The organism is Formivibrio sp. oc-25 (assembly GCF_055810895.1).
Genome location: NZ_JBVVOL010000047.1, coordinates 1 through 11826 on the forward strand (window position 1 = coordinate 1; position 11826 = coordinate 11826).

The following is an 11826-nucleotide window of genomic DNA, read 5'->3' on the forward strand; positions in this document are numbered from 1 at the left end:
CCATCGAGTTCGGCGAACGCATCGCCCAGCTTTAACCTGAAACCCGTTTACACAAAAATTCGGACACGCCCCGCCTTTGATCAATTGTGTGCCTGATTCGCCCAAAATCATCGTTAAAAGTGGCTTCTGCAGGCCATTTTCGCCTGATCGCCCCTCTCAGGACGTACCTTGGGCATCTGGTGCCAACAACCATCGCCTTGCCAAGACCAGATTGGCCAGTCCAAACAGGGTGAACAGTTGGGCGGTGTTCTTCGCCAGCCCTTTGTAGCGCGTCTTCTTGTGCTTGAAGAAATTCTTCACAACATGGAAGGGATGCTCAACCTTCGCTCGGATACTGGCCTTTGTCTGCTCCAGCCATTCCTGCACTTCGCCTTCCGTGTCCTTGCCCAAGGCTCGCCGTTTACCCGGACGCAGGGCAACGTGCCAAGTGACGGGAACGCCTTGGCTCTCTTCACGCTGCTCGATACCGGTGTAGCCGGCATCACCAAAGGCGTCTGTCTCCTCGCCATGCAGGAGCGACTGGGCCTGGGTGATGTCATGCACGTTGCCGGCGGTGCCAATCACGGTATGGGTGAGTCCGGAATGAGCGTCCACGCCGATGTGGGCCTTCATGCCGAAGTGCCATTGATTGCCCTTCTTGCTCTGGTGCATCTCTTTGTCCCGTTCCCCCGTCCGGTTCTTGGTCGAGGGCGGGGCTGCAATCAGGGTGGCGTCGACCACTGTTCCTTGGCGCAGGAACAGGCCGCGCTCGGCAAGATGCGCATTGATGCCGCTGAAGATCGTGTCGGTCAGCTGGTGCGTTTCAAGCAGTCGCCGAAAGCGCAGAACGCTCGTGGCGTCAGGGGCAGATTCCCGTCCCAGGTCAATGCCCACAAAACGCCGAATGGCTTGGCTGTCGTACAGCGCGTCTTCAATGCCTTCGTCGGAGAGACCAAAACAGTTCTGGGCGATGTACAGGCGCAACATCTTTTCCAGCCCAATCGGCGGGCGACCACGCCCTCCGCCTTTCGGGTAGTACGGTGCAATCGCGCTAACCAGGACCTGCCACGGGGTCACGACCTCAAGATCCGCAAGGAAACGATCTCGACGCGTCACCCGCTTCTTGTGCGCGTATTCCAGATCAGAGAAGCTGCTTTGCATGGTCCATGACGTCCCGGGTGGCAAGGGCGTAATTCTCTCAAGCCTTGTTCGGAATCGGGAATTTTTTCAGCGTTTCCTTAAGTAATAACTGCACCAGTTATCGCTGTGTGGCGTACGCCCTGAATTTAAAAGCGTAATAAGGTGAGTTCGTAGGGATTTTGTTCAGCGCTTTTCCAGTTCACCCGGCGTGCATCCGAACAGCGCCCGAAATGCCGCGATATACGCTGACGGCGAGTCGTAGCCGTAGTCCAGCGCCACGCGTGTGACAGGGTGTCCTGCCTCCAACCCGCCAAGCGACAACATAAGCCGTTGCCGCTGACGCCAGAGTCGGAATGAAAGACCTGTCTCGCGTCTGAATAGTCGCGCCAGATTGCGCTCCGATGTTCCCGTCTGCTCTGCCCATTGCGCCAGCGTCCGCCTGTCATTGGGAGACTCCAGCAAGGCTTGCGAAATGACAAGAACTCGTTTGTCGCTTGGCAAGGTCAAGGAAAATATTGCCTCAGGCAATGCCTTCAACTGATCAATCAGCACCTGTGCCAGACGTTCTTCTGGTCCACTTAACGGGTAGTCTGGCGGTAATGTACTCGCGACCTTAATCAATTCGCGTACCAATGCGGACACTTGTAATACGCGGCAACGGCCAGTCTCCCAAGGGAAAAGTGTTGGGTCGACGAAAAAACTTCGCATCTCTACTCGGCCAAGATTGATCACCTGGTGCTCTAGTTCTGCAGGAATCCATACAGCACAGTGCGGCAATGCCACGTAATTTCCCTGTGGGGTGCGGATGTCTAGCACGCCCTCGATAGCATAGGATAGTTGTCCCCAAGGATGCCGATGTACTGTACTGAATGTTCCTGCAGCTAACGATTCGGTGCGCGCGAACAATGGACGCTGCAGGGCTACGAGTTCAGGAAAGGAACGCTCCGTGCGCAAATGGGGTGGGCGTGTGTTAGTCATGGCTGATTATCGACATTTGTTGTCCGATTGACGGCAGACGGAAATAACTGGTGAAGTTATAGTGTTTGCACCGGCATCTCAAGTAGCCGCTGCATCGAAATAAAGCCTCTTCCGTGGAGTCACCATGCTTTCCTCGTTGTTTGCCCTCCTGCGCAGTTTCGGCCGCGACTGGTTTCTGATCGGCATGCTCATTACTGTCCTGCTTGCCAGTTTCTTCCCCGATGCTGGCAAGAGCGGAGGCTGGCTGCACATGGACAACGCGGTCGACATCGGTGTGGCGGTGGTCTTTTTTCTGCACGGCATGACCATCTCTCTGGAAAGTTTCAAAGCCGGGCTGCTGCGCTGGCCTGTGCATATCATCATTCAGCTCCTCACTTTTGCACTCTTTCCTCTATTGTTCTATCCATTCCTGCATCTGTTTTCCGGGATCATTCCTCCAGCACTGATGCTGGGTTTCCTGTATCTCTGCGTGCTGCCATCGACCATTACCTCATCTGTGGCAATGACTGCCATGGCCAAAGGGAATGTGCCGGTGGCCATCTTCAATGCCACCTTCTCCAGTATTCTGGGAATCGTAATGACACCGCTGCTAGTGAGCCTGATGTCGACGACTCACGGTGCTGCTGGCAATTTGCCACTGCTCGATACCATCCTTGGTATCGCCCGCATGCTGCTATTGCCACTTGCCGTGGGCCAGTTGTCACGTCCGTTCCTCTTTCAATGGTTCAAGCGCTACAAGACCGTTACCGGCAAACTCGACAAGCTGGTGATTCTGATGCTGGTCTTTGCCGCTTTCTGCAATTCCGTGGCGGCCGGACTGTGGCGTGATAATGGGCTGGAAATCATCGTTGTCACTTTGGCTGGGGCGGCGCTATTGCTCGGCGTTGTACTCGTGCTATCGACCTTGCTCGCTCGATACCTCGGCTTCCCGGTCGAGGATGAAATTACCATTGTCTTCTGCGGATCCAAGAAGACACTTGCGACTGGCGTGCCAATGGCTGCACTGCTGTTTGGCGCAAGCCAATCCCTTGGATTGATCGTCCTGCCGATCATGTTCTATCACCAGTTGCAGCTGTTTATCTGCTCGATTCTCGCTGCCCGCTACGCCCGACGCTGATTCAACAGCCGAATCCCCAGAACGTCATTGACGGGCAAGGTCAATGGAAGCCATTGGCATTATCTGTTGCTTGACCCTCACGCGGAATGCGGTAAACTTCGAGGCTGGCCGTGCGTGTTTGGCAGCTTAGGTGGCTTGGTTCGTTTCGGAAGTCGATACGTTTCCATGCGAACACACCGGGGATAGACTGCCCTCGCCGTGGGGACGCCAGTTGCGTATGAGAGTGGGCACCGACGAGGTGCCCGTTTTCATTTCTGCGACTGAATTTTCCAGTAGCGTATAGCTGCCCCTCATCTCTGCGCGTTCCTCCCCCACCCGGATTTCCGACACAAACAGCTGCAAGTATTGCTTGGCGAAGGCTGGCTCGCTGAATAACCGCTCCCTCAGTGCATGACAGAACTTCTCGACCTGCTTGGGTGTGATCTTGTCCAGAGGTGCGGACTGTTGCCGCTTGATGCTGGCCAGTTCAATCAGCAAGGTTTCCCGTTCTGCCATGAGCTTCTGCATGCGCAAGTCGGCGTGAGTAGCGACGTATCGATCCCGATCGGCGTGCTGGTGGGCAAGGAAATCAACCTGGCGGGTGCGTTCCGCTTCCACAGTGAATACGCGCTAGCTGCGCGCCTGTTGAAGGAAGGCCGCATCAATGTGAAGCCGATCATCACCGCAACCCTGCTGATCGAGAAGGCTGTGGAAGCGTTCGAACTGGCCTCGGATCGCTGCTCGCAGATGAAGGTGCAGCTGACGTTCTGATGTGAAGCTTCAGATAACCCTCACACTTCCTGGCGGTGTGAGGGATTTACTCAGTTGGCTTTTTTGCCGTATTTCTCGTCTATGCGTTTTTCAACGCCAGTAATCATCGCCGTACTGATTTTCCGCGCGACCTTGGGGTTTTTTAGGCGTACCGCATCGTAGAGTTTTCGGTGCTGATTGATGGTGACTTCGCGCGTATTGCTGTCCGGGAAGTAGGTGACATCGAATACTGCTCGCTGCAGGGTGCCGATGGCTTCGCCGAGTTGCTCGATCACAAAGTTGTGGGCTGAGGCAATCAGTGCCCGGTGAAAGCGGATATCGGCTTCATTGAAGGCAGTTTTGTCTTCATAAAACCGATCCATGTCTATAAGCGCAGTTTCCATTTCGAGCAGATCGGATGCCGTGGCGCGCTGTGCTGCCCACTCGGCAATCGCGGGTTCAACTACGCTGCGTGTTTCAAGCAGGATGTGGATGAACTCATAATTGTCTGTGGTGGAGAGCACCCAGCGCAGCACATCCGTATCGAGGTAGTTCCATTTTTCCCTGGCCATGACCAGTAGTCCGCTGTGTCGCTTGACATGAATCAGCCGTTTGGCCGCGAGCACTTTGACCACTTCGCGCAGTGTTGCGCGTGAAATTTCGAACGTCTGGCAAAGTTCGGCCTCCGCCGGGAGTGCGGAGCCCGCAACGTATTTCCCCTGAACGATTTCATTGCCGAACTGTTCAACGATGCGGTCGAGCTTGGTTATATGTTCTTCCACCACTAATCCAGTCATATCCGGTGCGGGCTGTTCAACTACCCATCATGAGCGGCCTGAGTGCCGATAAAACATAGGGCTGGCTGGACTTCCTGGCAATGTCCAGCCACCTATGACTGTTTATTGTCAGACAATTATTGCATTAATTCCTGAGTGCGTGTGTTGATCTGGGCGAATATTGCTCGCCCACCGTTACGAGGTGGTTCGCAGGGGGCATTGAGTTTGGAATCTGGATCAGTTGCCCAGAAATTCAGACTGACCCTATAAGTATTTTGTTTCCCTCCATACGAAAGTTGTTTTTTTGTTCTGAAAATTAGAAATTCCAAATACTTTAATATTTCCGCTTATTCAATCAGTGCGCAAACTGGCGAATCAGAGGAAATTCATGGGCCAACTCAGTATTGCTCGTCGTCTTCAGATCATGATTGTGACCGCCGTGATCGCATTGCTTTTTTCCGGGGTGGCGGGGTTTTATGGCATCAGCATGGTCAGTGGTGTCATGAACCACACCCAGGAACAAACGGTGCCGAGTCTGGCTTCGGTGGCTGAAGCGGAAGCGCTGTTTCTCAAGTATCGCCTTGCGGTAATCCAGCACATCCAGAATGACAACATCGCCAAAGCCCCCGAGTTCGACAAGCTGATCAGCGAGATTGATCAGGCGCTGGCCAAGGAACTCGATCACTATGAAGCCGACCTGCTGAGCGATGACCAGGACAAGCAGATGCTTGCGGCTGAAAAACAGCTGCTGCAGGCGTATCGCAAAGCCAGTGCCAATGCCCTGGATCTATCCCGGAATTTTCTGAAAAACCCGGCAATCCAGGCGGTGAACAACGAGGTGTCACCGATCGGGATCAAGCTGGAAGCCGCGCTCAAGGCGCGTGCAGATTACAACCGGCAACTCGCCAGCGAACAGGCTAAAACTTCCACACTTGCTGCACGCACTACGCAACTGATTGCTGCGGTGATTGGTTTGGCGGGTATTGTCGTGGTGATCGGCTTTGGGGTCTTTCTGGTTCGCGGCATCAATGGTTCGCTGCGCAATATGGAAAGTGTGATCACCCGTATCGAAGGGAGCCTGGACTTTACCCTGCGGGCGGATGCCGGCAAGAAAGATGAATTGGGCAAGATGGCCGGTCTGCTGAATCGCTTATTGGAGACGCTGCAAGGCCATCTTAAGGGGATTTCGCAAAGTGCCGGCCTGGTGGCGGAGGCTTCGTCGCGGATGGCACAAGCATCCGATCAGGTTGCCACCGCCTCACGGCAACAAAGTGCGGCGGCTGCCGATATGGCGGCTACAGTGGAAGAAATGACAGTCAGCATCAACCACGTGGGTGATCGCGCGGCAGAGGCCAATCATCTTTCCACGGAGTCTGGCAGATTGGCCACTTCCGGCGAGAGCGTCATCAACCAGACGGTCGTGGATATCAAGGATATCGCCGAGACCGTCAGCCAGGCTGCGCTATGCATCCAGGCGCTGGAATCCCAGGGCAGCCAGATTTCTTCGGTGGTGGCGGTGATCAAGGATGTGGCGGATCAGACCAATTTGCTGGCATTGAATGCAGCGATTGAGGCCGCGCGCGCTGGCGAGCAGGGGCGCGGTTTTGCCGTGGTGGCCGATGAAGTGCGCAAGCTGGCCGAGCGCACGGCTGCCTCAACCCAGGAAATCGCCAGTACGATCGGCACCATGCAGGCGACGGCCAGCGGAGTGATGCAAGGCATGCAAGCGGCTGTGAAAAAGGTGTCGCAAGGCGTGGAGCGTGCCAACGATGCCAGCGTGGCCATTTCACAGATCAGCAGAGGTAGCCGTCAGTCTGTCGGCATGGTCAATGAAATTACCAATGCGATCCGCGAGCAGGGGGCAGCGACCAACAATATCGCAGTTCAAGTCGAAAGGATCGCGCAGATGGCCGAAGAAAGCAGTGCTTCATCGGAAGAGAGTGCCGATGCGGCCCGCGAGCTGGATCGGCTGGCCGACGGCATGCAAAAGATTGTGGCCAGCTATCGCCTGTGAGAACCAGTTCACGCTCTTGCTGCGAGGCCGTGATCAGGGCTCATGCGCTGCTCAAAACACTGAAAAGGTGCTTCCTTCGGGGCGTCCTCATGTACTCCTTGTACATTCCGGTTTTTGCGCTGCTCTTCACCCTGCTGACAGCCTCTCGCGACAGATCGTGAACGGGTTCTGAGGCGCATGGCTGGAATCGTTTAGCTATATATCCTTGTGATTGATAGGGGATATTTAATCCGGAGATCATCGAAATGGCCGACCATCACGCTCAAGGGCTGCTTTTTCCTGCTGAATTGCAAAAAACAATTCGCGAAAAGTTTTATCACGTCGAAACCGACCCGGTTCTGGGCGAGCGACTGTTTTTCGAAAATGCCGGCGGATCGCTGCGACTGAAAGCGGCCGTCGAGGCACATAACCGGATTGAAGCCTTGCCGGATAATCCGGGGCGCTTGCATGCCACGGCACTGATGCTCCAACGCATCCAGAATGCCGGGCTTGCCGATGTACGCACCATTTTCAATGCGCAATCCGGCAGTATCCTCACCTCGCTGACAGCATCCCAAGTCATGTTCCAGATGACGGGTGCCATCGCGGAAAATGTTCCTGGCAAGAATATCGTCACCACAAATATCGAACACCCTTCCGCCTATGATGCCGCCAAGATGTATGCCGAAAAAATGGGCATGGAATTCCGGGTGGCGCAGGCCAATCCGCGCTCTGGCGGGGTGGATGTCGAGGAAATTGTCCGGCTGATTGACCAGGATACCTGTCTGCTGAGCGTGATTTATGCCTCGAACATCTCCGGCGCCATTCTGGATATGGAGCGCATCGTTGCCGAGGCAAGAAAGGTTAAACCCGATCTGCATATCATTGTCGACGCGGTTCAGCATGCGCCGCATGGCGTGATCGATGTCGAGAAACTGCAGATCGATGGCGCCAATTTCGCTGCCTATAAGTGCTTTGGCAATCGGGGCGCCGGCTTTGGCTGGGTATCCGATCGCGTGGCCACGCTGCCGCATGATCGCTTGCTGGAAAAGGCTGCGGACAACTGGGAACTGGGCAGCACGGTGCCGGCCATGTTTGCGGCGCTTAGCGAAGTGGTTGACTATGTCTGCTGGATTGGCGGCCAGTTTACCGATAGCCAGGACAGACGGACGTGCTATGTCGAAGGCATGACCCGGATCAAGCTGCATGAACGCGCCCTGCATCACCGCTTCCTGTACGGCAGCCCAACGGTGCCGGGCCTGAACGATATTGCCGGTGTGACCGTGTTCTTTGATCAATCGGATCTGATGGTACGTGACTTCATCATGGCGATTGCCATCGATGGCATTGACTATACCGATGCGGTAAAGGAATACGAAAAAGAAGGCGTGATTGTCTACGAGCGAATCACCAGCAGCCTGTATTCAAAGCGCATGCTCGAATCCTGCGGCATGAAAGGCGCGCTGCGGGTATCGCCGTTGCATTGCCACACGGTCGACGATATTGATCGTTTTTTGACGGTGACCAGCAAGATAGCAGGCAAATTTTCGCAAAACTGAGTGCAAACAGCAGGGGAGCCAACTGGCTCCCCTTTTTTCAGTCTGCCGCCTGATCAAGTCCTGGCAGAAAGACCAGGTGCAGGCTCCGTAGCTTGATGTCCCCGGCGCTGGTGATACTTCCAGGTCAGTTCATCCCATTCGATCACCAGCTTGCCGCCCGACCCGCAGTGCTGGCGTTCCCAGTTGGCCAAGAGATCCAGGCAGGCATGGTCGATATAGTCCAGGTTCTGGAAATGGATGAATACCTCGGTTCTGGCCGGAACCTTTTCCAATGCTGCAGCCAGCATCGGCAGGCGAATCAGCGTGGCTGATCCGGACAGGTGCAGATCAACGCGATTGCTGTCCGCATCGTCTTCCCGCACGATCTGCAGCCGGGAAAATACATACAGAAGCTTGAAGAGCGACAGCAGCAGGCCAAAGATCACGCCCTTCAACAAGTCTTCTGTCACGATGACCAGAATGGTCGAGAGATAGATCGCCACCTCACTGCGCCCGAATTGCAGCAGTTGCGGTACAGCCTTGGGGTAAGCGAGTTTATAACCGGTAAACACCAGAATCCCGGCCAGGCTCGCCACCGGGATATGGCGCAGGGTGAAGGGCAGCATCACCACGAACAGCAGCAGCCAGACCCCATGCACAATGGCGGAAACGCGGGTTTGGGCGCCGGCATTGACGTTGGCGCTGGAGCGGACAATCACGCCGGTCATGGGGAGCACGCCCAGCAGGCCGCACAGGGTATTGCCCACACCTTGTGCGAGCAGCTCCTGGTCATAGCGGGTCCGCGGACCCTGGTGCATCTGATCCACAGCACTGGCGCACAGCAGGGTTTCGGCGCTGGCAATAAAGGCCACGGAAACGGCTGCAAGCAGGACGGGGATTTCGACCACATGCTTCAGGTCTGCCCATTGCGGGAACTGAATCACCGACCAGAGATTGTCGGAGACATCCACATGCTGAACTTCCAGCTTGAACACTGCGGCAACCAGTGTCGCGACCAGCACCGCCATCAACGGGCCGGGCAGTATCTTGAGTTTGCCCGGAGCAAAACGGCCCCAGCCGGCAATCACGGCGATGGTCAGCATTCCGATGCCAAGCGCATGCAGCGAAGGCCCCTGTGTGGTCATGGCCTCCAGCAGTCGGGCGGGGAGTGCCAGCAGATTATCGATGCCGCTGCCGAGTGGTTTGGTATCCAGCATGACATGCAACTGCGAGGCAAAAATCAGTACGCCGATGCCGGCCAGCATGCCGTGGATCACGGCGGGAGAAACGGCCCGGAACCACTGCCCGAGCTTGAGACATCCGGCAACGACCTGAATGAGGCCGGCCAGCAGGATGATGACCCCCAGCGTGCCGGATCGGTATTGCTGCAACAGTTGCCAGACCAGCACTGTGAGACCGGCAGCGGGCCCGCTGACCTGCAGGGGAGAGCCCGCTATAACACCCACCACCAGCCCACCGATAACGCCGGTCACGATACCGGCGGCCGGTGGAAAACCGGAGGCGATGGCGACACCCATGCATAGGGGCAATGCCACCAGAAAAACCACAAACGAGGCCATGAGATCATTGCCAAACGTGTGGGGTAGTGAGGTTTCCTGCGTCATGAACGTAAGCTTCCGATGCGAATTCTGTTATCAAGCTGCTAATTATGCCGTAGGTCGGTACTCATTCCGACATTCATGTGCCGGGTTAGGCTCTGTTGACGTTTGATTGTTTTTTACGCAAGTCCACCAATTTGCCGGTGCGCCGTAGGTCGAGTTTTAACCCGACAGCCCTAATTATTGTGTCGGGGTGAATCCCGACCTATGGAAGAAGCAAAATGCATTGGCGTCTAAAGAAAAGGCCGTACAGGATGTGTATGGCCTTTTCTTCAGTACGTGAGCAGCATCAGGCAAAAGTGAGCTGCACCTTCATCTGCGAACGGCGATCGGCAGCAAGTTCAAAAGCTTCCACGGCCCGATCGACCGGCAGCGTTGCCGTGATGATCGGTTTGACATTGATTCGGCCTTCGCGAATCAGGCGCGCAGCAACCGCGTATTCCTTGTGAAAGCGGAATGCCCCAGCCAGGCGAATTTCCTTGCCGACCAATACACCGATCGGAATCGCCATATCACCGCCGGTGCCGACTTGAACAATCGTGCCGCGCGGACGCAATACCGGGAAGATATCCTTCAATACGGCACCGACACCGGTACATTCAATCGCCACATCGAAGTAGCCTTTGTCGGCGGTGTATTGCTCGGTTTGCAGGCCGGGTGCTACCGACACATTCACCGTGCTGGTGGCACCCATTGCCATCGCCTTTTCCAGCGCGGCATCGTGCAAGTCTGTTGCCACCACTTCCAATGCGCCGGCATAACGCGCAGCGGCTACCACCAAAGCCCCGATCGGGCCGGAACCGGTAACCAGTACGCGCTTGCCGGTCAGCTCGCCCGCCTGACCCACCGCATGCAAGGCCACCGACAGCGGCTCGCAGCAGGCGGCTTCACCCAATGACACGTTGTTGCCGACAGGCTCGCACTGGCTGACTTCTGCCACGATCAGTTCACGGAATGCTCCCTGGCTGTGCGGGGTACGCATGGCGCTGCCGTAGAACCACATGTCCAGACATTGCTGATGCTGACCTTCCTGGCAGAACTTGCACTTGCCGCACGGGCGGCTGGGTGACAAGGCCACGCGATCGCCACGTTGCAGGCGGTGCACCTCGCTGCCTACTTTTTCGATCGTGCCGGCAACTTCATGCCCCAGCACAATCGGCTCCTTGACGCGCACGACGCCAAAGCCGCCATCCAGATAGTAGTGCAGGTCCGAACCGCAGATGCCGCCGGCGCCGATGCGCACGAGCACCTGATTGGGCTTGAGTTCCGGTACTGCTACCGATTCGATGCGCAGGTCTTTCTGACCGTGCAACACACAGGCTTTTGCTTGCATTTCACATTGCTCCGTTAGTGAAAAGACTGATTACAGTGCCTTGAGTTTTTCCCAGACCACGTCCTCGACCGGAATGCCTTGCTCAAGGTTCTGCTTGCGGATATTCAGTTCCTTCTCACCCGGGTAGATGATTTCCTGGTTTTCGTTCACGCGCTCGGAAGCCTTGATGTCGGCCAGTACTTCGTTCACGGCCGAAGACAGGAATTCGTTGCCGGCAATTTTGGTGGCGTCGATCGCGATCAGCACTTGCGAGAGCTGGTATTCATCGCCGCCCAACTGGCCGACCTTGAACGAGGAGTTGCCGCCAGAGAGAACCGCTGCAACCAGATCAAGCACGATCGACAGACCGGAACCCTTCCAGAAACCGATCGGCAGTACGCGCCAGGTCTTGGAAATGGCGACCGGATCGCACGAAATGTTGCCATCTTCGTCAAAACCGCCGGGTACCGGCAGTTGCTCGCCGCGCAGGGCTGCGGCTTCCATCTGGCCGTAGGAGAACTGGGCCACGGCCATATCGACTACGACGTGGCCTTCCTTGCGTGGAATGGCCATGATGAACGGGTTGTTGCCGATCCGACGATCCTTGGCGCCCCAGGCCGGCATGTTCGGCTGGGTGTTGGTCCA

General features: G+C 56.2%; 11 protein-coding genes. 4 read left to right on the forward strand and 7 right to left on the reverse strand.

The annotated features are described in order from the left end of the window. Positions 1-156: 156 nt before the first annotated feature. A complete protein-coding gene (locus tag AC0KVQ_RS15680; protein WP_473422126.1) occupies positions 157-1140 on the reverse strand; it encodes an IS5 family transposase in 984 nt (327 codons plus the stop codon). A 162-nt stretch (positions 1141-1302) separates the two neighbouring features. Then, positions 1303-2097 (reverse strand): AraC family transcriptional regulator, encoded by a 795-nt coding sequence (locus AC0KVQ_RS15685; protein ID WP_473422127.1) that lies wholly within the window; start codon positions 2095-2097, stop codon positions 1303-1305. 124 nt (positions 2098-2221) lie between these two features. Between AC0KVQ_RS15685 and AC0KVQ_RS15690 the strand changes: the two genes are divergently transcribed. Next, complete coding sequence (locus AC0KVQ_RS15690; protein ID WP_473422128.1) at positions 2222-3214, forward strand: bile acid:sodium symporter family protein; 993 nt, start codon at positions 2222-2224, stop codon at positions 3212-3214. A gap of 126 nt (positions 3215-3340) precedes the next feature. Here the strand turns inward: AC0KVQ_RS15690 and AC0KVQ_RS15695 are convergent, their stop codons facing one another. Beyond that, positions 3341-3721: a hypothetical protein gene (locus AC0KVQ_RS15695; RefSeq protein ID WP_473422129.1), complete on the reverse strand. Its 381-nt coding sequence runs from the start codon at positions 3719-3721 to the stop codon at positions 3341-3343. A gap of 12 nt (positions 3722-3733) precedes the next feature. Here AC0KVQ_RS15695 and AC0KVQ_RS15700 point away from each other — a divergent pair, with 12 nt between their 5' ends. Next, positions 3734-3964, forward strand: coding sequence for a hypothetical protein (locus tag AC0KVQ_RS15700; RefSeq protein WP_473422130.1), 231 nt, complete (start codon positions 3734-3736; stop codon positions 3962-3964). Positions 3965-4014: 50 nt separating this feature from the next. Here the strand turns inward: AC0KVQ_RS15700 and AC0KVQ_RS15705 are convergent, their stop codons facing one another. Further along, entirely contained in the window at positions 4015-4725 is a 711-nt protein-coding gene (locus tag AC0KVQ_RS15705) for a FadR/GntR family transcriptional regulator (RefSeq protein WP_473422131.1), read from the reverse strand. Between the two features lie 382 nt (positions 4726-5107). On the opposite strand from AC0KVQ_RS15705, the gene AC0KVQ_RS15710 reads away from it, so the two are divergent. Both AC0KVQ_RS15710 and AC0KVQ_RS15715 read left to right on the forward strand, forming a co-directional pair. Beyond that, positions 5108-6733: a methyl-accepting chemotaxis protein gene (locus tag AC0KVQ_RS15710; protein WP_473422132.1), complete on the forward strand. Its 1626-nt coding sequence runs from the start codon at positions 5108-5110 to the stop codon at positions 6731-6733. A gap of 245 nt (positions 6734-6978) precedes the next feature. Then, positions 6979-8271 (forward strand): aminotransferase class V-fold PLP-dependent enzyme, encoded by a 1293-nt coding sequence (locus tag AC0KVQ_RS15715; protein ID WP_473422133.1) that lies wholly within the window; start codon positions 6979-6981, stop codon positions 8269-8271. Between the two features lie 53 nt (positions 8272-8324). Here the strand turns inward: AC0KVQ_RS15715 and AC0KVQ_RS15720 are convergent, their stop codons facing one another. The 3 genes from AC0KVQ_RS15720 to AC0KVQ_RS15730 form a co-directional block, all read right to left on the reverse strand. After that, complete coding sequence (locus AC0KVQ_RS15720; protein ID WP_473422134.1) at positions 8325-9875, reverse strand: SulP family inorganic anion transporter; 1551 nt, start codon at positions 9873-9875, stop codon at positions 8325-8327. Positions 9876-10158: 283 nt separating this feature from the next. Next, complete coding sequence (locus AC0KVQ_RS15725) at positions 10159-11202, reverse strand: L-idonate 5-dehydrogenase (RefSeq protein WP_473422136.1); 1044 nt, start codon at positions 11200-11202, stop codon at positions 10159-10161. 30 nt (positions 11203-11232) lie between these two features. Further along, positions 11233-11826: Ldh family oxidoreductase (locus AC0KVQ_RS15730; RefSeq protein WP_473422137.1), on the reverse strand; the 594-nt coding region annotated here is incomplete at its 5' end.

Excerpts from the sequence above, each read along its gene's own strand:
- AC0KVQ_RS15680 (WP_473422126.1), bottom strand. The coding sequence starts at position 1,140 with ATGCAAAGCAGCTTCTCTGATCTGGAATACGCGCACAAGAAGCGGGTG.
- AC0KVQ_RS15685 (WP_473422127.1), bottom strand. The coding sequence starts at position 2,097 with ATGACTAACACACGCCCACCCCATTTGCGCACGGAGCGTTCCTTTCCT.
- AC0KVQ_RS15690 (WP_473422128.1), top strand. The coding sequence starts at position 2,222 with ATGCTTTCCTCGTTGTTTGCCCTCCTGCGCAGTTTCGGCCGCGACTGG.
- AC0KVQ_RS15695 (WP_473422129.1), bottom strand. The coding sequence starts at position 3,721 with ATGCAGAAGCTCATGGCAGAACGGGAAACCTTGCTGATTGAACTGGCC.
- AC0KVQ_RS15710 (WP_473422132.1), top strand. The coding sequence starts at position 5,108 with ATGGGCCAACTCAGTATTGCTCGTCGTCTTCAGATCATGATTGTGACC.
- AC0KVQ_RS15715 (WP_473422133.1), top strand. The coding sequence starts at position 6,979 with ATGGCCGACCATCACGCTCAAGGGCTGCTTTTTCCTGCTGAATTGCAA.
- AC0KVQ_RS15720 (WP_473422134.1), bottom strand. The coding sequence starts at position 9,875 with ATGACGCAGGAAACCTCACTACCCCACACGTTTGGCAATGATCTCATG.
- AC0KVQ_RS15725 (WP_473422136.1), bottom strand. The coding sequence starts at position 11,202 with ATGCAAGCAAAAGCCTGTGTGTTGCACGGTCAGAAAGACCTGCGCATC.